The 25,939-nt window shown below is 34.8% G+C and carries 27 protein-coding genes and 6 tRNA genes; 29 read left to right on the forward strand and 4 right to left on the reverse strand.

All coding sequences use genetic code 11. The features are described from left to right. The 14 genes from ACWG0P_RS06145 to pepT all read left to right on the forward strand — a co-directional run bounded on the left by ACWG0P_RS06145 (position 1) and on the right by pepT (position 8,246). Positions 1-681: a response regulator transcription factor gene (locus ACWG0P_RS06145; RefSeq protein WP_455800983.1), complete on the forward strand. Its 681-nt coding sequence runs from the start codon at positions 1-3 to the stop codon at positions 679-681. Then, positions 668-1,939 (forward strand): sensor histidine kinase, encoded by a 1,272-nt coding sequence (locus tag ACWG0P_RS06150; protein ID WP_455800984.1) that lies wholly within the window; start codon positions 668-670, stop codon positions 1,937-1,939. Before ACWG0P_RS06145 ends, ACWG0P_RS06150 begins: the two co-directional genes overlap by 14 nt. Positions 1,940-1,977: 38 nt before the next feature. After that, positions 1,978-2,787 (forward strand): pentapeptide repeat-containing protein, encoded by an 810-nt coding sequence (locus tag ACWG0P_RS06155; protein ID WP_455800985.1) that lies wholly within the window; start codon positions 1,978-1,980, stop codon positions 2,785-2,787. A gap of 50 nt (positions 2,788-2,837) precedes the next feature. Further along, positions 2,838-3,779 carry a transglutaminase domain-containing protein gene (locus ACWG0P_RS06160; protein ID WP_455800986.1) on the forward strand — a complete coding sequence of 314 codons (942 nt, stop codon included), beginning with the start codon at positions 2,838-2,840 and terminating at the stop codon, positions 3,777-3,779. A gap of 33 nt (positions 3,780-3,812) precedes the next feature. Then, positions 3,813-4,103: a cyclic-di-AMP receptor gene (locus ACWG0P_RS06165; protein WP_455800987.1), complete on the forward strand. Its 291-nt coding sequence runs from the start codon at positions 3,813-3,815 to the stop codon at positions 4,101-4,103. Positions 4,104-4,308: 205 nt separating this feature from the next. Then, a tRNA-Val gene (locus ACWG0P_RS06170) sits at positions 4,309-4,384 on the forward strand. A gap of 6 nt (positions 4,385-4,390) precedes the next feature. Continuing rightward, positions 4,391-4,466, forward strand: a tRNA-Thr gene (locus ACWG0P_RS06175). 16 nt (positions 4,467-4,482) lie between these two features. Further along, a tRNA-Tyr gene (locus ACWG0P_RS06180) sits at positions 4,483-4,566 on the forward strand. A 15-nt stretch (positions 4,567-4,581) separates the two neighbouring features. Beyond that, positions 4,582-4,657 (forward strand) — tRNA-Gln (locus tag ACWG0P_RS06185). 24 nt (positions 4,658-4,681) lie between these two features. After that, positions 4,682-4,757: transfer RNA gene (locus tag ACWG0P_RS06190), tRNA-Lys, on the forward strand. Positions 4,758-4,766: 9 nt separating this feature from the next. Next, positions 4,767-4,840, forward strand: a tRNA-Gly gene (locus tag ACWG0P_RS06195). 456 nt (positions 4,841-5,296) lie between these two features. Then, positions 5,297-6,313, forward strand: a complete 1,017-nt coding sequence (locus tag ACWG0P_RS06200; RefSeq protein WP_455800988.1) for an RNA-guided endonuclease TnpB family protein — start codon at positions 5,297-5,299, stop codon at positions 6,311-6,313. Positions 6,314-6,520: 207 nt separating this feature from the next. Beyond that, a complete protein-coding gene (locus ACWG0P_RS06205) occupies positions 6,521-6,967 on the forward strand; it encodes a DUF2383 domain-containing protein (protein WP_455800989.1) in 447 nt (148 codons plus the stop codon). A gap of 58 nt (positions 6,968-7,025) precedes the next feature. Beyond that, the gene (gene pepT, locus ACWG0P_RS06210) at positions 7,026-8,246 is read left to right on the forward strand and encodes a peptidase T (RefSeq protein ID WP_455800990.1); all 1,221 of its coding nucleotides are present in this window, start codon (positions 7,026-7,028) and stop codon (positions 8,244-8,246) included. A gap of 47 nt (positions 8,247-8,293) precedes the next feature. Here pepT and ACWG0P_RS06215 read toward each other — a convergent pair whose 3' ends face one another. Further along, positions 8,294-8,947, reverse strand: coding sequence for a pentapeptide repeat-containing protein (locus ACWG0P_RS06215; protein ID WP_455800991.1), 654 nt, complete (start codon positions 8,945-8,947; stop codon positions 8,294-8,296). Between the two features lie 153 nt (positions 8,948-9,100). Between ACWG0P_RS06215 and ACWG0P_RS06220 the strand changes: the two genes are divergently transcribed. The 4 genes from ACWG0P_RS06220 to ACWG0P_RS06235 all read left to right on the forward strand — a co-directional run bounded on the left by ACWG0P_RS06220 (position 9,101) and on the right by ACWG0P_RS06235 (position 13,368). Further along, on the forward strand, positions 9,101-9,334 hold the full coding sequence (locus ACWG0P_RS06220) for a Smr/MutS family protein (RefSeq protein WP_455800992.1): 234 nt from the start codon (positions 9,101-9,103) through the stop codon (positions 9,332-9,334). A gap of 42 nt (positions 9,335-9,376) precedes the next feature. Beyond that, positions 9,377-11,518, forward strand: a complete 2,142-nt coding sequence (locus ACWG0P_RS06225) for a Tex family protein (RefSeq protein ID WP_455800993.1) — start codon at positions 9,377-9,379, stop codon at positions 11,516-11,518. 93 nt (positions 11,519-11,611) lie between these two features. Next, positions 11,612-12,439 carry a transketolase gene (locus ACWG0P_RS06230; protein ID WP_455792120.1) on the forward strand — a complete coding sequence of 276 codons (828 nt, stop codon included), beginning with the start codon at positions 11,612-11,614 and terminating at the stop codon, positions 12,437-12,439. After that, positions 12,439-13,368, forward strand: coding sequence for a transketolase family protein (locus ACWG0P_RS06235; RefSeq protein ID WP_455800994.1), 930 nt, complete (start codon positions 12,439-12,441; stop codon positions 13,366-13,368). Before ACWG0P_RS06230 ends, ACWG0P_RS06235 begins: the two co-directional genes overlap by 1 nt. Before the next feature lie 63 nt (positions 13,369-13,431). Here the strand turns inward: ACWG0P_RS06235 and ACWG0P_RS06240 are convergent, their stop codons facing one another. After that, positions 13,432-14,430 carry a D-alanyl-D-alanine carboxypeptidase family protein gene (locus tag ACWG0P_RS06240; protein WP_455800995.1) on the reverse strand — a complete coding sequence of 333 codons (999 nt, stop codon included), beginning with the start codon at positions 14,428-14,430 and terminating at the stop codon, positions 13,432-13,434. A gap of 152 nt (positions 14,431-14,582) precedes the next feature. Here ACWG0P_RS06240 and vanR point away from each other — a divergent pair, with 152 nt between their 5' ends. The 10 genes from vanR (at position 14,583) to ACWG0P_RS06290 (ending at position 23,443) form a co-directional block, all read left to right on the forward strand. After that, positions 14,583-15,272 carry a VanR-ABDEGLN family response regulator transcription factor gene (gene vanR, locus ACWG0P_RS06245; protein ID WP_455792125.1) on the forward strand — a complete coding sequence of 230 codons (690 nt, stop codon included), beginning with the start codon at positions 14,583-14,585 and terminating at the stop codon, positions 15,270-15,272. Next, the gene (locus tag ACWG0P_RS06250; protein WP_455792127.1) at positions 15,262-16,359 is read left to right on the forward strand and encodes a sensor histidine kinase; all 1,098 of its coding nucleotides are present in this window, start codon (positions 15,262-15,264) and stop codon (positions 16,357-16,359) included. Before vanR ends, ACWG0P_RS06250 begins: the two co-directional genes overlap by 11 nt. Further along, positions 16,356-17,477, forward strand: coding sequence for a sensor histidine kinase (locus ACWG0P_RS06255; protein WP_455800996.1), 1,122 nt, complete (start codon positions 16,356-16,358; stop codon positions 17,475-17,477). The genes ACWG0P_RS06250 and ACWG0P_RS06255 overlap by 4 nt, the downstream gene beginning before the upstream one ends. 46 nt (positions 17,478-17,523) lie before the next feature. Next, entirely contained in the window at positions 17,524-18,039 is a 516-nt protein-coding gene (locus ACWG0P_RS06260) for a hypothetical protein (protein WP_455792130.1), read from the forward strand. A gap of 123 nt (positions 18,040-18,162) precedes the next feature. Further along, complete coding sequence (locus ACWG0P_RS06265; protein ID WP_455792132.1) at positions 18,163-18,432, forward strand: ACT domain-containing protein; 270 nt, start codon at positions 18,163-18,165, stop codon at positions 18,430-18,432. Positions 18,433-18,443: 11 nt separating this feature from the next. Next, positions 18,444-19,802: a DUF711 family protein gene (locus ACWG0P_RS06270; RefSeq protein ID WP_455792134.1), complete on the forward strand. Its 1,359-nt coding sequence runs from the start codon at positions 18,444-18,446 to the stop codon at positions 19,800-19,802. A gap of 100 nt (positions 19,803-19,902) precedes the next feature. After that, complete coding sequence (locus tag ACWG0P_RS06275) at positions 19,903-20,808, forward strand: hypothetical protein (RefSeq protein ID WP_455800997.1); 906 nt, start codon at positions 19,903-19,905, stop codon at positions 20,806-20,808. A 332-nt stretch (positions 20,809-21,140) separates the two neighbouring features. Continuing rightward, positions 21,141-21,689, forward strand: a complete 549-nt coding sequence (locus tag ACWG0P_RS06280; protein ID WP_455792138.1) for an NADH peroxidase — start codon at positions 21,141-21,143, stop codon at positions 21,687-21,689. Between the two features lie 120 nt (positions 21,690-21,809). Beyond that, positions 21,810-22,514, forward strand: a complete 705-nt coding sequence (locus tag ACWG0P_RS06285; protein WP_455792140.1) for an ATP-binding cassette domain-containing protein — start codon at positions 21,810-21,812, stop codon at positions 22,512-22,514. A gap of 8 nt (positions 22,515-22,522) precedes the next feature. Further along, on the forward strand, positions 22,523-23,443 hold the full coding sequence (locus ACWG0P_RS06290; protein ID WP_455792142.1) for a SufB/SufD family protein: 921 nt from the start codon (positions 22,523-22,525) through the stop codon (positions 23,441-23,443). A gap of 80 nt (positions 23,444-23,523) precedes the next feature. Here ACWG0P_RS06290 and ACWG0P_RS06295 read toward each other — a convergent pair whose 3' ends face one another. Together ACWG0P_RS06295 and ACWG0P_RS06300 are read right to left on the reverse strand one after the other, a co-directional pair. Continuing rightward, entirely contained in the window at positions 23,524-24,123 is a 600-nt protein-coding gene (locus tag ACWG0P_RS06295) for a hypothetical protein (RefSeq protein WP_455800998.1), read from the reverse strand. A gap of 58 nt (positions 24,124-24,181) precedes the next feature. Next, complete coding sequence (locus tag ACWG0P_RS06300) at positions 24,182-25,237, reverse strand: cysteine peptidase (protein WP_455800999.1); 1,056 nt, start codon at positions 25,235-25,237, stop codon at positions 24,182-24,184. 547 nt (positions 25,238-25,784) lie between these two features. Here ACWG0P_RS06300 and ACWG0P_RS06305 point away from each other — a divergent pair. Then, positions 25,785-25,913 (forward strand): ORF6N domain-containing protein, encoded by a 129-nt coding sequence (locus ACWG0P_RS06305; RefSeq protein ID WP_455801000.1) that lies wholly within the window; start codon positions 25,785-25,787, stop codon positions 25,911-25,913. Positions 25,914-25,939 lie beyond the last annotated feature (26 nt).

Here is a 25,939-nt window from a genome sequence, read left to right on the forward strand (position 1 = left end):
ATGAAAGATATCTTACTGATTGAAGATAATAAAGAATTAGCAGAATTAATGAAAGCCTTTCTAAACAAGGAAGGTTTTTCGCTATACCACGCGACCAGTGGCGAAGAAGCTATTCTTTGGCTCAATGAACATACTACAAAACTACTTTTGTTGGATATTATGTTACCGGAAATGGATGGCTTTGCTGTTTGTAAAGAGGTACGAAAACAACAAAATATACCAATTATCATTATCAGTGCGAAATCAAATAAAAGTGATCAATTGATGGGATTTGAACTAGGTGCTGACGATTATTTAGAGAAACCAGTTGATATAGATATCCTTTGTGCAAAGATACGTGTTTTAATGCAGCGGTTTTATACGAAACAAATACAGAGTGATTTGTTATATTCTGGCGCAATTTGTATTCAAGAAGAAGCTCATCGTGTTTTCCTTCATGACAAAGAACTTGAACTTAATGTAAAAGAGTATGAATTGCTTATGCTACTTGTGAAAAATACAGGAAAATCTTTACAAAAGGAATACATATTTAATCAGATTTGGGGATTTGATAGTTTCAGCGAAAATCAAACATTAACGGTGCATATCAAAATGCTGCGTTCAAAAATAGAGGATGATCCTCGCAACCCAAAACGTATTCAAACTATATGGGGGATAGGATATCGCTATGAAGAAGTATAATCAAATGATTATCATAGTGATTCTATTGTACTTTGGATTATCAATATTTGCAGGTGCTTCTTTAGTGAAAATGGAGCATGATAGTCAAAATCAATATCGAATTGAAATAAATCGTATATTAAAACAATTAAAGGATAAGGAATCATTAAAAAATTTACAAATAGAAAAGTTTACGTATGTTAAAAATGTAGACTTTTTAAGTGATTTTGAAAATAATGCAACTGTAATTAGTGAGTTTTATCAAGAAGAAAGTAGCCTCAATGTGATGATAAAACCATGGCTTGAGGATAATCAGTTAAAAGGTTATTTAAAATTCACATATCAACTTCCTAGATATAATGAAAAAAATATACTTGTCTTGGTCGAGGGATGTCTATTGTCTTTGTTCATCTTCATATTATGTATTATGCTTTACATTCGTAAATTCATAGTTCGTCCTTTTCACCAACTAAGTGATTTGCCAGAGAAATTAGCATATGGACATTTTAAAGGGGATATAAAGATAGAAAAAAGTAGATATTTTCAAAAATTTCTATGGGGGATGAGTCAACTTAAAGACACGTTAGATACATCGAAAAATCGACAGTATGATGTGTTGAAAGAAAAGAAACAAATGCTTCTTTCTTTATCACATGACATAAAGACTCCATTAAACTTGATAAAGCTATATGGGAAAGCTTTGGACGAAAACCTGTATGAGGATGAGAAAAGTCGAAAACATGCCATCCATCAAATTCAATCAAAGAGTGAAGAAATCGATAGATATGTTGAGCAAATTATAAAATCTTCAAAGGAAGATATAATCGATTTTACGATAGAAAATATAGATTTTTATCTAGCTGATTTAATAAAAAATGTAGTTACAATCTATGAAGAGCAATGCGTATTACGAAATATTACATTACATGTAAATCCTTATAAGAATCGTTTGTTGAATGGGGATATTCATCGTGCACAAGAAGTGTTCGAAAATTTGTTTGAGAATGCATTTAAATACGGAGATGGAAGATTGATTGAAATTGATTTCTATGAGGAAGACTATTGTCAGTTAATCAAAGTTTACAACACAGGGAATTGCGTATCAGATAATGAATTCAATCATTTGTTTGATAGTTTTTATCGTGGCTCAAATATAGATGGGAAATCGGGAAGTGGACTTGGATTGTATATATGCAAAGAATTGATGAGGAAGATGAATGGCTCTATATTTGCGCAACAAGAGATAGAAGGAATGTCATTTGTACTTGTATTTCGTTGATGATAGATGTTACACTAAAGCTATAAGTGTGAGGTATCATGAATACAGAAAACATAAGAAAACGATTGAGAATTGATTGCGAAAAATGCTGCGGACTGTGTTGCGTGGCGTTTTATTGTGCAAAGTCAGACGGGTTTCCACAAGATAAACAGGCAGGAGTACCTTGTGTGAATTTAGATGATAATTTCAAATGTATCAAACATGAAACTTTGGTGTCAGATAAACAAAAAGGGTGCATATCATTTGATTGTTGTGGTGCAGGTCAAAAAACATCAGAAATTTTTGAAGATCAGACTTGGAAAAATCATAAAATTGATTCCAATGAAATTTATCAAACGTTTTATAAGGTTATGAGACTTCATCAAGTGATTTGGTACTTATTAGAAGTATATGATAAAACTGAGGTCCAACAGTTACGAGATAGAGTTTTGCAATTATTGAATACATATGAGAACATTGATTTTAATGAAAAAGATAATTTCAATAATTTTGATGTGGAGAATTATCAATCATCTGCCAATGTTGTTCTAAAAGAATTTACGAGAGAGTATTTCCATAAAAACAGAACGCACTTTAGCAAGAAAAAAGATTATGTGGGTAAAGATATGCGTGAAATAGCTACAGCAGGCATGGATTTCACTATGGCATATTTGATGGCAACCAATTTTGAGAAATGTAATTTACGTGACATTAATTTCCTTGGAGCGGATATAAGAGATGCTAATTTTAAGGGTAGTAACCTAAGCGAAAGTCTGTTTCTGACTCAAATGCAGATTAACTCATGTATCGGTGATAGCACTACAAAGCTACCTAGATACCTCCAATTTCCTAAGCATTGGAATCGATAGGATATAAGATGATAAGAAGAGCATAAACTATTACGAGTGGAGGGATGATCATGCGTTTAAAAACATCTATGATATGTGTTATGATTGTAAGTATAACAATGATAACTGGTTGTAAAGTCCGTGAATATAAAGTTAGCGAACAAAAGGTGACATCATCAAAAGTAGATAAGTCCAGCTATTCATTAGCAGAACAAGAGATAAAAACTATTGAAAAGAGTGAATATGAAGAGAGTGATATAGTCTATTATGTAGAAGACGAATTTGAGCTAGCGAGGATACTTGAATACAATATCAATAAAGGTGTATCAAAAATTTCATATCAAGCACCAGATAAAATGGATATGGATAAGACTGCAAATTATTTAAGTTATATTGAACCCTATGATATTTCTTTACAATTATCTACGACAGATTATGAAAATCATCAAGGAAAGCTAATTTATCGCTCTAATGAAGTGGAAATAATAAATCTAGATGAAAGATACCAACAAGCAAAACAATCTGCAAAACAAGTGTATAGTGAAATAATCACTCCGGATATGGACGCAGATCAGAAAATAAAAGCAATCCATGATTATCTAATTAAAACGACCATATATAGTGAAATTGGTGAAGGGAACAATTCCAAATATCCAAATGTATTTAAAGCAGCTGGAGCCTTGGTTGATAAGAATGCGGTGTGTTCTGGCTATAGCAGGGCATTTATGATGTTATCCCGATTTGCGAATATTCCAGCTATCTATGTATCAAGTGATACGATGAATCATGGATGGAATTTAGTATATGGAAATACTGGTTGGAGATATATAGATGTAACATGGGACGATCCAGTTCCTGATAATCCAAATCATGCAGAAGAACTTTATTTAAATGTTTCTATAAATGAGTTTATGAGAGATGGGAAGCACATTTTTGATGAAGATAAATCCAGTGACTACTTTTTAGATGTCGCAAAAAGTTATTTTAACAAAAACGAGGAAGTATTTCGTTGAGTATTATGGTATCATTATAAACGAGGTGATTTGATGAAATTGATAATGTTAGTAGCTGGTGACGAGTATGCAGATGGAATTACCTCTATATTGGTAGATAACAATTATTATGCTACAAATATTGGAAGTAGTGGAGATTTTTTGCAATATGGACATACTGTGTTGTTGTTAGGTGTTAAGGAAGAAGAAGTTGAGAAAGTTATGAATTTAGTCAAGAAAAAAGGACAAATTAACTCTGATGATTTTGATTACCGCAATGAGGTAATGATTCATGTACTTAACATAGATGACTATGTTAAAATTCATAAGGGAATTGTTGAGTAATTTCTTATTAATATTTTTAAAATAAAAATTTCAGCATGATTTTTGATTGGAAGAAAAGCCTTTATTTATCGGTTTATTTGATGTTTTTTAAAGCCAAATATAAATTTATAAAAAAAGCTAAAAAAATATTGACAGAAGAAAGTTCAGATGGTATTATATATGAGCGCTGTTCCCCAAAGGGAAGTGGCTGCACCGATAAAATCGTGGAGGTTTAGCTCAGTTGGGAGAGCGTCTGCCTTACAAGCAGAGGGTCGGGGGTTCGAGTCCCTCAACCTCCACCATGATGTGCCGACTTAGCTCAATTGGTAGAGCAACTGACTTGTAATCAGTAGGTTGTGGGTTCAATTCCTATAGTCGGCACCATTATTTAAAAAGAGCTGGGGAGGTAGCGAAGTGGCTAAACGCGGCTGACTGTAACTCAGTTCCTTACGGTTCGGCGGTTCGAATCCGTCCCTCCCCACCATCTTAAATTTTTTATTGGGGTATAGCCAAGCGGTAAGGCACCAGACTTTGACTCTGGCATTCCACTGGTTCGAATCCAGTTACCCCAGCCAATATTTATTTTCGCAACTATAAATGACCCGTTAGCTCAGTTGGTAGAGCATCTGACTTTTAATCAGAGGGTCGGGCGTTCGAATCGCCCACGGGTCACCATTTATTGTTGCGGGTGTAGTTCAATGGTAGAACTTCAGCCTTCCAAGCTGACTACGTGAGTTCGATTCTCATCACCCGCTCCATATAGCGAACCTAAGATAGATCATTTGATGGTCTATCTTTTTTTGTGCGAGGCTGGTGTTCTCGTGGCGATTAAACATGAAAGTCAGATTTAAGGCTGGCTGGGGTAATGCTTTATATGGTTGAGTGGAATGCCTGTGTGCTTGGCTTCCCCCCCAAAAAATCGCTCTTTTTAAATTGTGGAGGACACGTGCTTCCCGACCCTACATTTTCGAAGAACTTTAAAAATTCACAAATTTTTTAAAATAATTTAGGATTTTTCATTTTTGATTTCGTATATAAATAGTATAAGAGATAAAAAGGAAGAATCTTATGAGGTTGTTTTGGTATAGATGATTTATCTTCTACGCCAAATTAAGGAGAAATTTCAACTTTTTTAATTTTTTTCAAAATTATTTAGGATTTTCAACTTTTTTTCTCGTATATAAATAGTGTAAGGGATAAAAAGGAGGACTTTTATGTATTTGTGTTTGAAGTTATATTTACAAGTAGATGTTACATTAGAGAAGTATTTGTTAACGTATGAACAAGGTTTCAAAAAGGAAGTAGTGAGAATTTGTGATATGTTTAAACAACGGGGAAAAGTATTTGAATATCCATATCGTTACTTCAATAAATCGATTTCTTATAATAGCAAGCATTTAGTTCTTGCGGCAGCAAAAGAAATGTATTTAGCAGAGATACAAAAGAAACGCTTTACATATGGATTTTCAAGTTATTGGAGTAATTCTTCATACACAATAGATGGTGATTTAAAATTAGAGCTTGGTTTAGATTTCCATCGTGATAAACTTTTGGTGCCATACTATCACAATGCACATACCTTGAAAAGAATCAAAGAAGGTAAGTTGATGAATATGAAGCTAATCAAAAGAAAATCTGGATGGCATGCGCTTATATATGTTTGTTACGAACCAGAGCCTACGAAAAGTGAGCGTTGTATGGGAGTAGATATTGGCATCAAAGTCCCTGCAGTATGTGCTATATCGCAAACACAGTATCGATTCTTTGGAAATGGTAGACAAATCCGCTTTGAACAAAGGCGATATTGTTCTCATATAAAAGCAATGCAAAGAGGTAAGCAGTTTGAAAAACTGAAAAGATATGAGCATAAATTAAGTCGCATTTTGAATAACTTTGACCACCATATATCTAGCGAAATCATTGCATATGCAATAGAAAACGATATTGGAGTTATCAAGTTAGAAAATCTTACAGCAATCAATCAGAAATTTAAAGTATCAGGCACGCCCAATATTTATCTTTGGTCATATCGTCGTCTTCAAGAGTATATCGCATACAAGGCGAGTTTAAATGGCATAAAAGTAAAATATATCAATCCATACCACACCTCTCAGATTTGTCCTTCTTGTGGACAGCTGAATCATGCGAAGGATAGGAAATACATATGTAGTTGTGGCTATCACAATCACAGAGATATTGTTGCGGCAATCAATATATTGAACGCACTTTGAGCTGTTTTTTAGCTTGGCCTACAGTATTCTTAAGGGATACAGCTGTAGGATGGATGAAGGCGCATCCTATTGTTTGAAAAAACGAAATCCTGCCATACGGTTCGAACCTCAGCCTGCACGAAAAGCGTAGCTAACTTTTTGTGTGGGTTTTTAATTCTTTAGAATGAGAACGAAATTAATAAACATACTATTTATGAGGTGATAATTATGGAACAAAACAATTTGGTAGAAGAGATAAATCAACTATTGAAAGGCTCTCATATGGGAGCATATGTATTTCAAGATTTAAAAGAAAAACTGAAAAGTAAAGAATTAAGAGATGTATTTGATCAAATTTTGGATAATTTGCATACGCATGAAAGAGCCTTAACAGCGCTTGTGATTTCAGAACATGGCGATCCACAAGATAGTGCTGGTGTAAAGGGCACAATTGCGGATTTTATGCAATCCGTGAAAAACATGGCATTATCCAATGATAAAGAGATACTCGATGAAGCGGTGAAGGCAATGGAAATGGCAATCAAGGCGATCAAGGATTTTGATGAAAAGCATTTTACATTGAAAGAAGATATGGAGAAAACCATACGTATTATGATGGATGACTATAGTAGCACCTACCATATGTTGCATAAATTTAGTATCGAATATAGGTAAGATAGTAGAGACTTTTCTGAATTCATTGTATAATCGTGTATAAGGAAGGTCGATAATTATGAACGTACAAGAACGATTTTTAAAATATGTAACATTTGATACACAATCTGATGAAAACTCATCAACAACTCCTAGCACTTTGAAACAACTGGAGTTAGGGAAGTTTTTAGTAAATGAACTTCATCAATTAGGTATTGAAAATGCGCATTTAGATGAGTATGGTATTGTGTATGCATCTGTATCTGCCAATACACAAGGATTGCCTAAAATTGGTTTCATTGCCCATATGGATACATCTCCTGATATGTTAGGTAAAGATGTAAAGGCAAGAGTCATCGAGAATTATGATGGTAATGATATTGTGTTAAGCAAAGAACTTAAAATATCTATGGGATCACAAGAATTTAGTAATCTTTCTACAAAAAAAGGAAAAAGACTGATTGTTACAGACGGTACTACGTTGTTAGGCGCTGATGATAAAGCAGGTATTGCGGAAATTATGACGATGCTGGAGCGATTGTTGAAGGAAGATAAGGCACATGGAGACATACGTATCGCTTTTACTCCTGATGAAGAAGTAGGGAGAGGTACAGAACATTTTGATATCAAGAAATTCGATGCGGATTTTGCGTATACTGTGGATGGTGGAAGTGTGGATTGTGTCGATTATGAATGCTTCAATGCAGCAAGTGCACATGTAGAAATCCAAGGAAATAGTATTCATCCAGGGGATGCGAAAGATAAAATGATCAATGCATCTTTAGTGGCGATGGAATTTCATTCAATGTTGCCGGTGCAACAAAATCCAGCTTATACACAAGGGTATGAAGGTTTTCACCACTTATGTGATATGCAAGGAGAATGTGAACATGCATCCTTATCTTATATCATTCGAAACCATGATGAGCAGCTTTTTGAACAACAGAAAAAGACATTCTTAGATGTTGCGCGGTTTTTGAATAAAAAGTATCCCGCTAACACAATACGGATAAAGTTAGAGGATAGCTATGCGAATATGCGAACAATCATTGAGAAAGATATGCGTATTGTAGATTTGGTTAAGACATCTATGAAACAGCTTGGAATAGAGCCATGTTCTCAAGCTATTCGTGGAGGAACGGATGGTGCTCGTTTAACCTTCGAAGGACTTCCATGTCCGAATTTAGGAACTGGTGGTTACAATTATCATGGGAAATATGAGTATGCTTGTATCGATGAAATGGAACAAAGTGTAGAACTTTTATTGAGAATTATAGAAAACGCGTCTACCTATCAATAAAAAAGATACCATAGGATGTGGTAGTATTCACATTCTGGTATCTTTTCTTATTCTGAATCAAATTCATCTTTTATAACAACACCAAGTAGGCCAATCAATTGCAGTGCTTGTTCACTATTTAAAATAACACCTTTCATATGTTCCATCGTCAAACTGATGCCTTCAATATTACTTGTAGAAAGATCGATTCCGTTCAAAGAAGTATTATGAAATTCACATTTACTTAAGTTGCAATGATCATAGATAGTTTTCTTGTACTCGCACATAATGAAACTTCCATCGTTGAAATCACAATTATCGAAGATAACTTGTTTGAATCTTGAGCCTGACATATTTGCATAACGTGCTTTTAAGTCTTTCATTCTCACGTTATTGAGTAGGCAGTCCGAAAAATCAATCCCCATACAACGACAATTCTTAAATTCACAACGATGTATTGCACCCATAGTGAAATGAACATTACTCATTTCGCAGTTCTCAAATACGACGTCAATCATGTCGACATGGTCAAAATTACAATCTTCAAACGCTATATTTTGAAACTGACATCCATCTAAGTGGAGGGAAGGGATCTCTAGCGAAGAAATGCAACTATCTTTAAATAACTTTCCTTCGACATATACATCATCTGCTGTACAAGCTTCTAAAGAAGATTCAACTTCATAATCTGGACGGATTTTTACTGCATCAATTTTTAGCATATAGGTACCTCATTCTATTTGTAAGTAATATTGTAACGCATTGTTCTTGGAAATGATAGAGAAAATCTACAAGCATAAACTTTAAGATTTGTGAAGTCTTGTTTTCAACGAGTTAAAATTCTATAATAAATGCATTGAAAGAAGGGATATCAAATGTTGAATGAAATTGATATTCATGGTATGCGTGTTCTTGAAGCAAGAGCAATGATAGATCATTATCTAGCTACATTACCTAAAGGAATTCATGAAGTGACTGTTGTCCATGGGTATCGTGGAGGAACAACTTTACAAACTTTTATTAGGAAGCAATACCACCATCCACGCGTTTTGCGTAAAATGATGAGTATGAATCCAGGAGAAACGATTTTAGTCTTAAAGAATAAATAATGGAAATTAAAACTTATATTGGGAAAAGAAAGAGGTATCGTTATGGAACATATCATAGAGCCAATTGCTAAACAGTTGGGTATTACTACAGAACAAATCAAAAATACATTATCTTTATTACAAGAAGGGAATACGGTTCCTTTTATTGCACGTTATCGTAAAGAAGTTACAAAAGGACTTGATGAGGAACAAATTCGAGTTATTCAAGAGCGTTATGAATATCAGGTTAATCTTGAAAAGCGTAAAGAAGATGTACTTCGTTTAATTGAACAACAAGGAAAACTAACCGAGGAAATCAAACAAGATGTATTACAGTGCGAAAAACTATCACAAGTTGATGATATCTATCGTCCTTATCAACAAAAACGTAAGACTAGAGCTACGGATGCGGTTGCGAAAGGGTTACAGCCTTTGGCAGATTGGATTTTAAAACTACCAAATGGCGATGTGATGAAAGAAGCGCAAAATTATGTAAGTGATAAGGCAAGCAGTGTAGAAGAAGCACTGCAAGGCGCTAAGGATATCATTGCGGAAATGGCGAGTGATGATGCTAGTGTTCGTCAGCGTATTCGCTCCAGTATGGAACGTTATGGAAAGATTGTTACCAAAGAAAAGAAAAAACATGAAGATGAAAAGAAAGTTTATAAAATGTATTATGATTACAATGAACGACTTTCAACGTTAGCAAGCCATCGCATCATGGCAATTGATCGAGGCGAAAAAGAAAAAGTAATCAGTGTGTCCATTGACTTCGATGAAGAATATATCATGAATTGGACAACACGTCGCTTTACAAAAAATCGCCAAAGTTCTGTAAATGAAATCTTACAAGAAGCTGTTTGTGATGGATTAAAACGTCTTGCGTTTCCAAGTGTAGAACGTGAAATTCGTAACGAACTAAGCGAGAGGGCGCATGAACAATCCATTGAAGTATTCTCTTTAAATCTTGAAAGATTGTTGTTACAACCACCAATGAAAAATAAGATGGTACTTGGTTTTGACCCAGCATTTCGTACAGGTTGTAAGCTTGCAGTCATTGATAAGAATGGAAAAATGTTAGAGATTAGCATCGTATATCCAACGCCTCCTAATGCGAAAATTGAGGAAGCAAAGAAAACGATGTTGGCATTGTTGAAAAAATATCCAATTGATATCATTGCGATTGGAAATGGTACAGCATCTCGAGAAAGTGAAGCATTTGTGGCAAATTTGATCAAAGAATTTCATTTGAATGTTGCCTATACAATTGTTTCAGAGGCAGGTGCTTCTGTATATTCTGCTAGTAAATTAGCTCGTGAAGAATTTCCTGATTTGCATGTTGAACAACGTTCCGCAATTTCGATTGCGCGAAGAATCATTGACCCATTGAGTGAATTGATTAAGATTGATCCACAATCCATTGGTGTTGGACAGTATCAACATGATTTACCTACAGCTCGATTGAAAGATCGTTTGGACTTTGTTGTATCAAAAGCAGTGAATCGTGTTGGTGTAAATGTAAATACTGCATCTGCAGAACTGTTGAAAAACATCTCAGGCTTAAATGCGTCCACAGCAAAAGCGATTGTGACCTATCGAAATGAACATGGAGATATTCACAGTCGTACAGAGCTTAAAAAGATTCCAAAAATCGGAGCGAAGTCGTTTGAACAATCTGCAGGATTCTTGCGTATAGAAGATGGAAAAGAAATACTTGACCGTACCTCTATTCACCCCGAATCTTATGCCCTAGCAAAGGAAGTCCTAAAGAAATTAAGCCTGACTCCAGCGAATATGGGAAGTGAAGAAGCCATGGAGGCTGTGAAAGCATTGGATGTTAAAACACTTGCGGAAGAAATGAAAGCAGATATGTATACGTTACAAGATATCGTAGATGCTATTGGCTCACCATTAAGAGATTATCGCGAACAATATGACGGACCGCTTCTTCGTAGTGATGTTCTAGAATTGAGCGATTTACATATTGGAGAACAATTAGAAGGCGTTGTAAGAAATGTTGTGGATTTTGGAGCATTCGTGGATATTGGACTACACGAAGATGGTTTGGTTCATGTATCAAAAATGAGCAGACAACGTGTCTCTCACCCAAGTGAAATGGTATCGGTTGGAGATATAGTAAAAGTGTGGGTCTACAAGATAGATGAAGAAAAGCAGAAAGTACAATTATCCTTACTACAACCATAAGGGACAAAAAAGTCCCTTTTTCTATAATTTCACATAATTTTGCTTGTAAAATATAGTATAATATTTTTGTCAATTAATAAGGAGGACAAAAGAATGTACGATATCGAAGTACTAAAGGGACACGCCAACAATATCCGTAAGAATATTGTGAAAACAGTCACAGAAGCAAAATCTGGACATCCTGGCGGAAGCTTGTCATCTGTTGAATTTGCGACAGCAATTTATTTTACACAGATGGACATCAACAACGATAACATCAACTCAACGAATAGGGATCGTTTCGTGTTATCTAAGGGACATGCATCACCATTAATGTATTCTGTATTAGCAGAAAAGGGATTCATTGAAGAAAGTGAACTTTCTACATTCCGTAAAGTGAACTCTCGTTTACAGGGACATCCTAGTATGAGAAAATTAGCAGGCATTGATATGTCTACGGGTTCTTTAGGACAGGGGATTTCTGCTGCAGTTGGTATGGCAATTTCAAACAAATATCACAATGAACCAAGTCGCATTTATACACTTCTTGGAGATGGTGAATGTCAAGAAGGTCAAGTATGGGAAGCAGCAATGGCTGCATCACATTATAAATTAGATAACTTACTAGCAATCGTAGACCACAATGGTTTACAGATTGATGGAAAAGTTAGCGATGTTATGAATCCAACTCCAATTGATGAAAAATTCAAAGCTTTTGGATGGAACGTAATTACATTGGAAGATGGAAATGATTTAGAAGCTGTAATCAAAGCTTGTGAACAAGCAAAAACAGTTAAAGGACAACCAACTGTTATCGTTGGAAAAACGGTAAAAGGTAAGGGTGTATCCTTCATGGAAAATCAGGCAGGTTGGCATGGTGTAGCACCTAGTGCTGAACAATGTGCAGACGCTTTGGCTGAATTAGAAGGAGGATGCAAATAATGGCAAAGATGGCTACCAGAGAAGCTTATGGTAAAGCATTAGCTGAATTAGTAAAAGAAAATAAAAATGTAATGGTATTGGATGCGGACTTATCTGGCTCTACAAAAACTGCAGAAGCTAAGAAAGTGGCACCTGGACAACATTTTAATATGGGAATTGCGGAAGGAAATATGATTACGGTTGCTGCTGGTATGGCAACAAGTGGAAATATTGTATTTGCTAGTAGTTTCGCAATGTTTGCGGCAGGACGTGCATTCGAACAAGTGCGTAACTCTATTGGATACCCACACTTAAATGTAAAAGTATGTGCTACACATGCTGGTATTACGGTAGGTGAAGATGGTGCAAGTCACCAGAGTATCGAAGATATTGCATTGATGCGTTCAATTCCTGGAATGGTTGTTGTTTCTCCAGCAGATGGTGTTTCTACGACTGCGGCTATCAAATCAGTAGCAGCATATGAAGGACCATGTTATGTACGTTTAGGGCGTATGGCTGTAGAAGATGTTTATAATGCTGATAGCGTTGACTTCCAAATTGGAAAAGGAAACGTTCTTCGTGAAGGTAAAAATGTTGCGATTATTGCAAATGGTATCATGGTAGAAGCAGCATTAGCTGCGTATGACCAATTAAAAGAAAAAGGTTATGAACCAACCGTTGTGGATATGCACACAATCAAGCCAATCGATGAAGAATTGTTAGTAAAACTTGCAGCTACTCACGATTTGTTTGTGACATGTGAAGAACATAGTGTAATTGGTGGATTAGGTTCTGCTGTTGCAGAAGTACTAAGCAAAAAAGCACCAAGAAAAATTGCTATGGTAGGTATTCAGGATACATTTGGTGAAAGTGGAACTCCTGCATCACTATTAGAAAAATATGGTTTGACAGCAAACGATATTGTCAAAGCAGTTGTAGAAGCAAAATAAAAAATTTACATCTTAAAAGAAGTTGGGATCAATATACCCAACTTCTTTTCTTTTTTATTATAATTATCTTGTACTTGCTATAGCTTCATATACCTTCTTAGCATCCTTGATATGATTGTGATCACCAACAGGATCTCCTCCAGCTTTTGCGCTGATCATCATATACATATGACCATCATCCATTCTAGCAATACTAATCAAACAACATTGTGCTTCAGGAGTATATCCACTTTTACCACCAATGATTTCTCCACCTTCAAAGGTAATATCTCCACCATATTTCAAAAGAGAACTTTTAATTTCCATTCCATCCGGATGGCTTGCCAAACCCTCGATCGTATAATTTAATGTACTCATCATCTTCTTAAAGACAGGATTCTTCAACGCATGAACCATCATCATCTTCATCTCGTTTAAGGTTGTATAATGTTGATCATTATGTAACCCAATTGTATTTGTAAAATGAGTTTGTAACATACCCAAGGTATTCGCTTTTTTATTCATTTCTTCCACAAAGGATGGCGTATCTTTTGCGAGATTGTTCGCAAGGAAGTTTGCGGCATCTGCACCTGAAGATAAAATCAAAGCATATAAAGCCTGTTCATATGTCAACACATCCCCCGCTTTTAATCCTACTACATAGGCATTCTCTTCCCATAAACCAGCCAGATCTTTTTCTTGTACTTCACCTTTACTTTGTAAATTGGAAATTGCATCCAAGGCGACAACAGCAGTGAGGACCTTTGTTAAAGAGGCTGGATAAATTTTTTCATCAGCACCTTTTTCATACAATGTTTGATAATCTTCTAAATCAATCAAAATTGCATAACTACTATGCAGTTCTATATTTTTTAAGGCATTAGATATCGCGTGTTGTTCATCACTCGCCTCAACTTTTGTATCTAAAATTTTCGTCTCTTTTTCCCAAATATCAGGGAAATATTGCTGGATACCCCACAATAAGGAAATATCAATCAGCAACAACACCAAAGAAACAATCGCAATGATGTACCATCTTTTTCGTATGTTCTTTAAATGTTTCAGTTGTTCATAATTTCGCATAGTATCCACTCCTAATGTACATGATACCACAGGAAAGTGATGAAATACAGAAAGAATAAAAGGAAATATCCCTTAATATTTTCTTACAATCGAAAAGTCGTCTCCCTAAGTGGTTGTAGATTTGCTATAATAGACACAAGGAGGGATCTATCATGCAAACAAAAATATTAGTTTTAGATGATGAAAAAGAAATTGCAGATTTGGTCACCTTGTACTTAAGCAATGAAGGTTATGAAGTACATGAGTTTTATGACAGTGAAGATGCAGTACGCTTTATGGAACATAACACGGTAGATCTAGCACTTCTCGATATCATGATGCCCAAAATCAACGGATTCGAGATTTGTAAAATGATTCGTGAAAAGTATACATTTCCAGTGATTATGTTAACTGCTAAAGTAGAAGATATGGACAAGATTCAAGGGTTGTCTTTAGGAGCGGATGATTATATCACAAAGCCATTCAACCCATTAGAAATGGTTGCGCGTGTAAAGGCGCAATTACGTCGTTATAAAAAGTATAATCAACAAAGTGAAAATGTAAATATCATAGATTTCAAAGGTTTGATTATCGATAACGATTCCCATCGAGCTTCCTTATATGATCAAACGTTGATGTTAACACCAATCGAGTTTTCTATTCTGTGGTATTTATGCAAAAACCGTGGAAAAGTGGTAACGAGTGAAGAACTCTTTGAAGCTGTTTGGAAAGAAAAATATTTCGACAGTAATAATACCGTTATGGTACATATTCGTCGTTTGCGAGAGAAAATGCATGAACCGCCAAGAAACCCCAAGTTTATTAAAACCGTATGGGGCGTAGGGTACCAAATTGAAGAATAGTGAATACAGACAGCTTCAAAAGCGTCTGATTTTCTTATTTTTGTTATTGAGTGTTCTTGTACTTGGAGGTATTTTCGTACTTATAGCTACGACCAATTATTATGCTAGTTTGTACGCAAGCCAAAGTTTGTTAAGTGATTCGGATTTTCTCATGTTTTATCTAAATTATTCGTGGGAGATCAATACCTTTCTATTTGTAGGGGCATTGACTCTTTTACTGTATGGTTTTTTGAGCTTATTCTTCCATAATATGAATGTTTTATTGAAAACCTTACAAGGAGAACAAAAGCGAACACCGCTTAATTTTAAGTTGTTTCCGCAATTTCAGAATGCAAAGGATAAAGTTGATGCGATGCTTTGTAAACGAAATGAAACACAAGAGCTATCCATTCAAGAGAAAGAACATAAGAATCAATTGTTAATGTATTTGGCGCATGACTTAAAAACACCACTAACCTCAATGATTGGTTATATCAATCATATTTTAGATCATCGTGTAGATGAAACCCAACAAGAAACATCCATTCGTATCGCTTATGAAAAGGCTGAAAGATTGGATGATTTAATTGATGAGTTTTCGGAAATCTTACGTTATGATGATCGTGTATCACAATTAAATCTAGCTAAGATTAATGTGAACCAAATGTTGCAACAACAACTTGCTGGTTTTTATCCCCTTATGGAAAAGCGAGGCATTACCATGCAAGTGGATTTGCCAGAAGAATTCTATGTTGTTGGAGATTACGATAAACTCCTCCGTGTGTTCGATAACCTTATGCGTAATGCGATTACATATAGTAATGAGAATTCTATTATTGAAGTCCAAGGCATTCAAAAAGATACTTCGATTCAATTGATTTATCAAAATGAAGGAGAAGCCATTGATGAGGAAACGGTAAAACATTTGTTTGATAAATTTTATCGTGCTTCTACTGCTCGTACCTCAACCAGTGGAGGGGCAGGTCTTGGTTTAGCCATTGCGAAAGAAATCATAGAATTACATCATGGGAAGATAGTCGCAAATGCGAATGATCATCACATTACTTTTACCATTGATTTACCTATTTCACAGGGGGTGTTTTTATGAGAAAAAATTACCTTCGTGAAGTAAAACGTAAATTATTTCTTAAATACTTCCTAGTAGTAGCGGGAATCACGCTTGGTGGAATCAGTGCCATTTATATCTTTGATAAAGTATTAAACGGTGTTGTTGTCGATTTTATTCATCTATTTGATGTAAGCGGAGATCCCTTTGAAGCAGTAAGAAAATTATATTCAGTCATCCTTCCTGCAGTGATAGTGGCAGCTGGGTTCATTATTATTTATTACTTATGCAAGGATTTAGTGAAATACATGCGTATCCTAATGGATGGAATGGATGATGTCATGCGTAAAGAACGCGTGAAAATCAATTTTCCAGCGGAGATGAAAAAAACAGAAGAAATTGTTCTTCAAATTGCAGATGAATACCAGATTTATTTATCCTCTGCACAAGAAGATGAGGAGAAGAAAAAGGATTTAATTTATCTGTTAGCACAAGATATTAAAATGCCTCTTTCCAATATCTTAATGTATTTGGAATTCTTAAACGAAGAAAAACGCATTACTCCCGATATCAAACGTGACTATATCGTGAAAGTACTTCATAAATCAATGAATTTAGAAGATATGATCAATGAGTTTTTTGATATCACTCGATTTAATCTTCAATATGCAAAATGGAATCCAGATACGATGTATTTGGATCGTATGTTGGAACAAGTCGTAGATGAATACTATCCATATTTCGAAGAAAAAATGATGACTGTGGATTTGCAAAGTCCAAAACATTTAGAGTTATATGCGGACAATGATAAGATTGCGCGTGTTATGCGTGATTTACTCCGTAATCTAATCGAATTAGGAAAAAGTGAAACGACCATAAAGATCGTTGTAGAACAACATGAGGATGCGTATGATGTTGTTATGCGTTGTAATTCCTATCATTTATCAGCGTATCAAATTGCACATATCTTTCACAATTATTACCGTTTAGAAGACATGCATGGAAATGATAAGTCACATGTGTTGGGGCTTGGTATTGCTAATCAAATCATTGATATGCAGAAGGGAAGTTTGCGTGCTTCTTCCATTGCAGATGAGTTGAGCTTTTATATCAGTATCCCAAAGAAACAATCCCCACAACAAGAAACTAATTCACAATAAAAAAGGAAATATTGTGTTATAATGAACGAAAAAGAGAGGGCATAAAATGAACGCAGAAGTAGGAAGTGTGTTTCCAGTCAATATAGAAACTGAGGGAACCGTGATGGATTATGTTGATCATGAGTTCATGTTCGTAGTAAAAGATGAAGCATGGAGTGATTTTGAATGCAACGCACTCAAGAAACAACCTTTGCAAATAGATTTTGTATATAAATATGATATCGCAGTATTTTTATTAACACTAGAAGATGCAATCGATACGAGCGATTTTATCTTTAGTTGTCATGATAATGAGTATGATGAATCTCTTTGGAGAAGTTTTACGGATGGAGATGGCTATACTTGTGTATTGTATCTTATCGATGCAAATAACATCATCAAAGGAAAGCGAAAAGTGACGTTATCCCAGCCAGTATCCAACTTAATCTCATCAAAATTAAAGGCTCAAAAAGAGGCTCCTTATTATGAAGAAGAGTTCACCTGTAATCTAGAAGGATTGCAAAACGCATACGAGCCATTTGAAATGCAACCGCTTGCTTTAGCAACTCAAAGATTCAAATAAAAACGTTTTCTATAAAATGTACACATATGTATAACAAATGTGTACATTTGTTATATTTTACCTTGTGCTTTTAAAGATCTTACAGTATAATTTAGAATAAGATTTATAAAGGAGGAGAGCGGTATGAGAGCTGTCGTTAGTGTTATCGGAAAAGATATGGTGGGTATCTTAGCAAAAGTAAGCGTTGAGTGTGAAAAAGCAAATATGAATGTGATTGAGGTATCCCAGACATTGTTGCAAGATATGTTTGCGATGATCATGTTAATTGATATAACAAAAGGGAATTCTTCTTTGGCAGATTTTGCTGCACATATGGAAGAAGTAGGGAAAACATCAGGATTGACCATTCATGTTATGCATGAGGATATCTTCAATTCTATGCATAAAATATAGGCGGTGACTACATGATCAATGTACATGAGATATTAGAAACAATTAAAATGATTGATGAGGAATACTTAGATGTTCGTACCATAACGATGGGTATTTCTTTGTTGGATTGTGCAGACAGTGATATTGATAAATCTTGTGAAAAGATTTATAACAAAATCACTCGTTTAGCAAAAGATTTAGTAAAAACAGGGGATGATATCGAACGTGAATATGGTATCCCTATTATTAATAAAAGAATCTCTGTAACTCCAATTGCGATGTTAGCGGCAGTGAGTGGAGGAGACCCAGTGAAATATGCGCATACATTAGAACGATGTGCACAAAGCGTTGGTGTTAACTTTATTGGTGGCTATTCTGCTCTCGTTCAAAAAGGATGTGCTGCAGGAGATCGTGAATTGATGGAATCAATTCCTAGAGCCTTAGCAGAAACAGAGCACGTATGTGCTTCTGTAAACGTTGGTTCTACAAAAGCAGGTATTAATATGAATGCAGTAGAATTGATGGGGCGTATGGTAAAAGAAGCCGCAGAACTTACAAAAGATCGCAACTGTATTGGTGCTGCTAAACTTGTAGTGTTCTGTAATGCTCCAGAAGATAATCCATTTATGGCAGGTGCTTTCCATGGTGTTGGAGAAGCAGACTGTGTTATCAATGTAGGTGTTAGTGGACCAGGTGTTGTTCGTGCTGCATTAGCGAAAGCTGATAAAACACTTCCTATGAATGAACTTGCGGACATCATTAAGAAAACTGCATTTAAGATTACTCGTATGGGACAATTGGTTGGATCTATTGCGAGTGAACGTTTAGGAGTACCATTTGGTATTGTAGATTTATCCTTAGCTCCAACGCCTGCGGTTGGTGATTCCGTTGCCTATATCCTAGAAGAAATGGGTCTTGATGTGTGTGGTGCCTATGGTACAACTGCTTGTCTTGCGATGCTAAATGACGCTGTTAAAAAAGGTGGCGTTATGGCAAGTAGTAATGTCGGTGGTTTATCTGGTGCGTTCATTCCTGTGAGTGAAGATGCTGGTATGATTGCGGCTGCACGTTCAGGAGACTTATGTCTTGAAAAACTAGAAGCAATGACTGCTGTATGTTCTGTTGGATTGGATATGATCGTTGTTCCAGGAGAAACAAAGGCTGAAATTATATCAGGAATTATTGCGGATGAAGCTGCCATTGGTATGGTAAACTCAAAAACAACAGCAGTACGTCTAATCCCAGCAATTGGAAAAGATGTTGGAGATGAATTAGAGTTTGGTGGATTGTTAGGAAGTGGACCAGTTATGAAAATTAATCAAGCAGATTGTTCTGTTATGATTCATCGTAAAGGGAAGATTCCTGCACCTCTTCAAAGCTTAAAGAACTAACACGCGAGAAGCGTGTTTTTTTCTTGTTTCACTCATCTAGCCATGATAAGATAAACATAACAAACCACAACAATACTATGGGAAGGAAAGGGATACAATTATGAATGAACAAATCCAAGAAATAAAAAAAGAACTTAAGAAAGTCGCATCTGCAAAAGTCTATATGGAAACATTGAATCAACAACATCAACAAATATTGGCAGATATTGAAGTAGCCAAACAACAATTGGAAAAAGAAAATCAAGACGTTGAGAAATTACAAACCCTATCTTTTACTTCCATATTGGCACACTTTTCCAATGATAAAGAAGAACGCCTTGCGCAAGAAGAAGCTCAAGCAATGCGTGCTGCCCTACATTTAAAACAATTACAGGCCAATCAAGATGCTATTGAAAAAGAAATGCGCTCCTATGAAACCTTTATCGCACAAGAAAAAAGCCTACAAGAACGTTTGAAATCCCTCCAAACAGAAGATATTCACGCTTCCCATGCGGAAGGCCAAACACTATGTAAGCTTATGGAAGACATGGATAACAATCGTATACAAGATAAAGAACTTCAAGAGGCTATTGATGCTGGAGAAGTAGTACTTACAAAATTAGAAGAAGCGATAAAAAAATTAGATAGCGCAAGCAATTGGGGAATGTTTGATATCTTTGGAGGAGATTTGATTTCTTCTATGGTCAAACATTCTAAAATCAACGATGCACAAGATAAAATCGCAGCTGTACAAGTAAGTGTTCAACGTTTTCAAAAGGAATTAAAAGATGTACAGGCACAGGAACTTTCTAATATCTCCATCAGTGTAGGGCTAGAAATGTTTGATATAGTGTTTGATAATATTTTCTCTGACTTTATGGTACAAAACAAAATTGAAAAAGCGAGAGACAATGTACATTCTTTTTTTCAGGATGTAAAGAAAATAGTAACTTCTTTGCATCGTCGTAAGGAAGAAAATCAAAAACAATACGAAACTATTAGAAAAGAATACGAAGCGAAACTTTAATTCATATAATTGAAGCAAATTAGAACAATACAAATCACGAAGTTCTTAGTATTACAAATGTAATGTTTCGTTCTCTACTATTGAATTCGTGGACTGTGAACAGTAGATATAGAATCAAGTGAGAATACAAGGCATCCTATGGTAACACTTTAGAAGAAATAGATATACAATTTATAGACAATAATAGAAGAGTATTTCATGGGGTTGATCCTTATAGAAATGCTTTTTTTCATCTAAAATGAAATTTAATTTTCTCGAGCAAATCATTTCCATTAAAATAAAGTTTATTGTAAAATTTATTCGTAAAGTTATAACAAGGAGGAAAATTTAAAATGGAAAAATTTGTTTGTAACGTATGTGGTTATGTATATGAAGGAGATGCAGCTCCTGCGCAGTGTCCTATCTGTAAAGCACCTGCAGATAAATTCACAAAACAAGAAGGTGAAATGACTTGGGCTGCAGAACACGTTGTAGGTGTAGCACAAGGTGCTAGTGAAGATATTATGAATGATCTTCGTATGAACTTCGAAGGTGAATGCAGTGAAGTTGGTATGTATTTAGCAATGGCACGTGTTGCACATCGTGAAGGATATCCTGAAATCGGTATGTATTATGAAAAAGCAGCTTATGAAGAAGCAGAACATGCGGCTAAATTTGCGGAATTATTAGGAGAAGTACTAAGTGATTCTACAGAGAAGAACTTACGTATGAGAGTGGACGCTGAAAATGGTGCGACAGCAGGTAAATTCGACCTTGCGAAACGTGCAAAAGAGGCTAACCTAGACGCAATTCATGACACTGTTCATGAAATGGCTCGTGATGAAGCTCGCCATGGAAAAGCATTTGCGGGATTATTAGATCGTTATTTCGCTAAGAAGTAATTTATCGACGTATTTGTGAAATTCACAGATACGTCTTTTTTTGTGCAAACTACGGATAGTTTTGCTTTCTTCACGATTTATGGTAAAATAACAGACGTTGATAGAAAAAGGAGTTTTAGTATGCTAACATTAGAAAATATATCCTTTGAAGTAGAGGGAAAAAAGATATTAGAAAATATCAATTTAACAATTGAAGACAATGAATTTACAGTCATAACAGGACCTAATGGTGGAGGGAAATCTACCCTAGCAAAAATCATCATGGGAATTGAAAAGCCAAGTGAAGGTAAGATTTTCTTTGATGGAGAAGATATTACTGAACTAAGCATTGATGAACGAGCAAAACGAAAGATTGCATTTGCCTTTCAACAACCACCTCGTTTCAAAGGTATGAGCGTACGAAAACTATTATCCTTAGCTCATGGCAAAGATTTAGATGAAGAACGTTGCTGTAGCTTCTTAAGCGATGTAGGGCTATGTTCAAAAGATTATCTAGATCGTGATGTAGACGTTAGCTTATCTGGTGGAGAGGTAAAACGTATTGAAATCGCAACCATACTTGCTAGAGAAGTAAAGTTATCTATTTTCGATGAACCAGAAGCTGGTATTGATTTATGGAGCTTTGCCAAACTTGTAGAAACCTTTCAAAAGTTACAAAAAGATTCAAAACAATCCATTGTTTTGATATCCCATCAAGAACGTATTATGCAACTTGCGGATGAAATTGTAATCATTGAAGGCGGTCATATTAAATCAAAAGGAAACAGGGATGAAATTCTACCTCAGTTAATGAGCGAGTTTGATACTTGTGAATATAAGAAATAGGTGAATTTATGGAAAAAATGGAAAAAGAACTTCTACATACAATTGCGGATATTAAAGGATTTATGCCAGGAAGTGCATTTAACCTTCGCAAAAATGGACAAGGAGTAGAACGACATTCTACAGAAAATATTAAAATTCAAGCAAAAACAGACAAACCAGGAATCGATATCATCATTGCGCCAAATACCATTGGTGAAAATGTACATATTCCTGTTATCTTAACAGATTCAGGAATCAACGACCTTGTGTACAATGATTTTTATATTGGAGAAAATGCAGATGTAGAAATTATTGCTGGTTGTGGGATTCATAACGATGGATGTCATCCTTCTCAACATGATGGGATTCATGTATTCCACATTGGGAAGAACGCAAAAATCAAATATGTAGAAAAGCATTATGGTGAAGGAACTGGAAGTGGAGAACGTATTTTAAATCCACAAACCATCATTCATATGGAAGAAGGCTCTTTCGCACAAATGGATATGAGTCAAATCAAAGGTGTTGATTCTACAAAACGAAATACAGAAGCATACATCGGGACAAATGCAAAACTTGTTATCAATGAAAAACTTATGACTCATGGGAAACAAGAGGCAATCTCTGATGTATCCGTTCATTTAAATGGAGAAGATAGTGTGGTTCAAATTGTTTCACGCTCTGTTGGAAAAGATGAATCTATACAAACCTTTCATCCAATTGCCGTTGGAAACAACAAATCACGTGCACACATACAATGTGATTCTATCATTATGGATCATGCAAAAATCAGCAGTATTCCAGAAATTGCCGCAAATCATGTGGACGCAGAAATCATTCATGAGGCTGCCATTGGAAAAATTAATAACGACCAGTTGTTGAAACTGCAAACATTTGGTTTAAATAGTGAAGAAGCAGAAAAAGTAATCGTTGAAGGTTTCCTAAAATAAAGAAAAAAAGATATCTCTACTCATTTGTACTTATTACGAATGAACTATAGGAGATATCTTTTTAAATTTCAAAGTTTGTTTTAGTATTTTGTAGTATTTAAATTTGTATATGCATCAAGAGCTTTTTTTATTTCCAAATGAATGCTATTCAAATTTTCTTCTGGAATATCTGAGAAATTTTCATATCGAGAATCAAGGTCATAAAGACTAACAGTTCCATTGATATAATCATGTCCCATTTTTAAATAGTAGGTAGCAGAAAGCCCAGATATTTGCTTTTCAATGATTTCTTTGGAAGTATCAATCAGTAAATCATCATATAGGTAGTACTTGATTTCTATTGTATGACTTCCATAAGAAATCGATGAATGTTGAGTAGCAATAGCTGATGCTGTTTTGTTATTAACAAATATATCTGAGACATTATTCGTAATAGCAAACTTATTATCTAACAGTACTCCTGTTTGCTTATAGTCTTCATTTATGATGTGACAGGAAGCGTCAGAAAACTCTTCCATTTTAAAATAGCGTACATTGCCTTTTAAACTAGAAGGACACTCTGTTTGCTTCCCCATTTTTGCCTTTACTTCACTGGGTTTTCCACACGCTGTACAAACGCATAAGATAGAGATGATACAAATCAATGCCCTTGTTTTCATTGCTTGATGACAAAATTGCATATTTGCTCTCCTTGTAACTTTCAATTTTTTTTAGCTTTTTCATAAAATAAATGATTTTTTAATATCCAACCTTCACAGCTCCCATCGCCCAAGAACTGCTAATTTGTTTATTATAGAAACCCCAATTATCTATGCATTTATAATATCCTGTATAAATACCTGTTTCATAATACTGGTACACAGTTACCCAATGATTTCCATATGATGAGCCGTTAGAGTTTAACAAACCAACACAAATTGGTCGTAGAGTAGAACATTCATTAGCAACGGTGGAGAATGGGTTTGTAAGAGTAAATGTAGGCTTTACATATTTGTTAGGGCTATATTTACTAATAAAACCGCTTATTCCAGTGGAAACAAAATTTGGTATAGTATTGGTCGAAAATGGAGTTTCACTAATCATTTTAGTAATTAGAGAACCAGGAGAGGTACTGTTTACTTTACGTATACTATCAGGGATTAAATCATACCCAATATAATCATCATAGTATGCTAGCATTATTGATGCTGCGATAGGGCCACATACATTTGAAGTGTTTCTCCAACTTGTACCGTTATATCTTGAAAATCTTGTTTCCGAAATCCCTCTCCAAGATGCTGTAGCACGTGTTTTTCCAGAAATAGGAGGAACCTCATTTAAAAACTTACGATTTTTATCTTGTAATTCTATCAAATTATCATCACTTCTTAGTTTAGAGTTTGTAACAGGCTCTTTAGAGTTAATGTCTATCATAGTATTTCCGTCTTTATATATGTAATTTAAAGGGCCATAATAATACAACATTTTATCCATAAACTTTTCATAAGGATTACTATTGTTAGCAAGAGAAAATTCTGAAATAGCTCCATTATTGACGTTTGAAATTATATAGCCATGATTTCCGGTCTGTATTAAGGTATAGTTTTCATCGTTATTTATATCATAAAGTGGCAGATAAGTATCAAATATTAATTCATTTGGATCAATATTTTCATCTAATAAAAGGATTTGTTCTTTAACATTTTTTAAATATTCAGATGTTAAATTAGTGGATGCATACAATTTAGAAAATGGAATTGATACATATGATAAGCATAGAAAAGATAAAAGCAATATCCTCCTTAAAGTAATCATATGGTTTATGAGGCTTAATGAATATAAGCCCTGAAGGCATTATATTAAAATTATAGATTTTAATTTTCCTTCCCTCCCTTTTTTTGCGTATATACTATATACCTACAAATACATATATAGTATATAATGCATAACCCATAATGATAATCCCTATATTTATTATCAGTATATCATTTCATTATTGAGAAAGCAAAGATTTACAGCAAATAAAAATTCAAAATGAATATTTGAATCTAAAGATAATAAAACATACATTTGTAAATGCATATCAGTAATTTTAAGAATTTTAAAGAAGAGTTCTTATAGTGTCTGGTGTCTTATAGTGGAGAATATTCTTGTTCTATGACTATGCGAAAGTTTATCGAATATTTTGATGGGGAGATGAGATAATATAAAGGAATATTTTGGGATGATTTGCTTTATTTTGAGATTACATTTTGTGATTTTGGAATATTTTTATCCGATATTCTCTTATGTATAATGAAGGGAGGTAATTAGATGGATGAAATTATTCCAAAAGATATGGAATTTAAAGATTTAAATCACGATGTTTGTGGGAGGGCAAGTGATGTCAGTTATTGATTTAGCAGAATTGTATGGATATGAGATAAAGGTTTATAATCAACAAGTGAAAAGAAATATTAAAAGATTTATAGAAGATTTCAAGTTTCAATAAACAAAAGATGAGAGGTTTAATACAAA

Source organism: Amedibacillus sp. YH-ame6 (assembly GCF_053848845.1).

What these genes read in the sequence shown, in the direction of transcription:
- ACWG0P_RS06145 (WP_455800983.1), top strand. Translation starts at nt 1, where the DNA reads ATGAAAGATATCTTACTGATTGAAGATAATAAAGAATTAGCAGAATTA.
- ACWG0P_RS06150 (WP_455800984.1), top strand. Translation starts at nt 668, where the DNA reads ATGAAGAAGTATAATCAAATGATTATCATAGTGATTCTATTGTACTTT.
- ACWG0P_RS06155 (WP_455800985.1), top strand. Translation starts at nt 1,978, where the DNA reads ATGAATACAGAAAACATAAGAAAACGATTGAGAATTGATTGCGAAAAA.
- ACWG0P_RS06160 (WP_455800986.1), top strand. Translation starts at nt 2,838, where the DNA reads ATGCGTTTAAAAACATCTATGATATGTGTTATGATTGTAAGTATAACA.
- ACWG0P_RS06165 (WP_455800987.1), top strand. Translation starts at nt 3,813, where the DNA reads ATGAAATTGATAATGTTAGTAGCTGGTGACGAGTATGCAGATGGAATT.
- ACWG0P_RS06200 (WP_455800988.1), top strand. Translation starts at nt 5,297, where the DNA reads ATGTATTTGTGTTTGAAGTTATATTTACAAGTAGATGTTACATTAGAG.
- ACWG0P_RS06205 (WP_455800989.1), top strand. Translation starts at nt 6,521, where the DNA reads ATGGAACAAAACAATTTGGTAGAAGAGATAAATCAACTATTGAAAGGC.
- pepT (WP_455800990.1), top strand. Translation starts at nt 7,026, where the DNA reads ATGAACGTACAAGAACGATTTTTAAAATATGTAACATTTGATACACAA.
- ACWG0P_RS06215 (WP_455800991.1), bottom strand. Translation starts at nt 8,947, where the DNA reads ATGCTAAAAATTGATGCAGTAAAAATCCGTCCAGATTATGAAGTTGAA.
- ACWG0P_RS06220 (WP_455800992.1), top strand. Translation starts at nt 9,101, where the DNA reads ATGTTGAATGAAATTGATATTCATGGTATGCGTGTTCTTGAAGCAAGA.
- ACWG0P_RS06225 (WP_455800993.1), top strand. Translation starts at nt 9,377, where the DNA reads ATGGAACATATCATAGAGCCAATTGCTAAACAGTTGGGTATTACTACA.
- ACWG0P_RS06230 (WP_455792120.1), top strand. Translation starts at nt 11,612, where the DNA reads ATGTACGATATCGAAGTACTAAAGGGACACGCCAACAATATCCGTAAG.
- ACWG0P_RS06235 (WP_455800994.1), top strand. Translation starts at nt 12,439, where the DNA reads ATGGCAAAGATGGCTACCAGAGAAGCTTATGGTAAAGCATTAGCTGAA.
- ACWG0P_RS06240 (WP_455800995.1), bottom strand. Translation starts at nt 14,430, where the DNA reads ATGCGAAATTATGAACAACTGAAACATTTAAAGAACATACGAAAAAGA.
- vanR (WP_455792125.1), top strand. Translation starts at nt 14,583, where the DNA reads ATGCAAACAAAAATATTAGTTTTAGATGATGAAAAAGAAATTGCAGAT.
- ACWG0P_RS06255 (WP_455800996.1), top strand. Translation starts at nt 16,356, where the DNA reads ATGAGAAAAAATTACCTTCGTGAAGTAAAACGTAAATTATTTCTTAAA.
- ACWG0P_RS06260 (WP_455792130.1), top strand. Translation starts at nt 17,524, where the DNA reads ATGAACGCAGAAGTAGGAAGTGTGTTTCCAGTCAATATAGAAACTGAG.
- ACWG0P_RS06265 (WP_455792132.1), top strand. Translation starts at nt 18,163, where the DNA reads ATGAGAGCTGTCGTTAGTGTTATCGGAAAAGATATGGTGGGTATCTTA.
- ACWG0P_RS06270 (WP_455792134.1), top strand. Translation starts at nt 18,444, where the DNA reads ATGATCAATGTACATGAGATATTAGAAACAATTAAAATGATTGATGAG.
- ACWG0P_RS06275 (WP_455800997.1), top strand. Translation starts at nt 19,903, where the DNA reads ATGAATGAACAAATCCAAGAAATAAAAAAAGAACTTAAGAAAGTCGCA.
- ACWG0P_RS06280 (WP_455792138.1), top strand. Translation starts at nt 21,141, where the DNA reads ATGGAAAAATTTGTTTGTAACGTATGTGGTTATGTATATGAAGGAGAT.
- ACWG0P_RS06285 (WP_455792140.1), top strand. Translation starts at nt 21,810, where the DNA reads ATGCTAACATTAGAAAATATATCCTTTGAAGTAGAGGGAAAAAAGATA.
- ACWG0P_RS06290 (WP_455792142.1), top strand. Translation starts at nt 22,523, where the DNA reads ATGGAAAAAATGGAAAAAGAACTTCTACATACAATTGCGGATATTAAA.
- ACWG0P_RS06295 (WP_455800998.1), bottom strand. Translation starts at nt 24,123, where the DNA reads ATGCAATTTTGTCATCAAGCAATGAAAACAAGGGCATTGATTTGTATC.
- ACWG0P_RS06300 (WP_455800999.1), bottom strand. Translation starts at nt 25,237, where the DNA reads ATGATTACTTTAAGGAGGATATTGCTTTTATCTTTTCTATGCTTATCA.
- ACWG0P_RS06305 (WP_455801000.1), top strand. Translation starts at nt 25,785, where the DNA reads ATGTTTGTGGGAGGGCAAGTGATGTCAGTTATTGATTTAGCAGAATTG.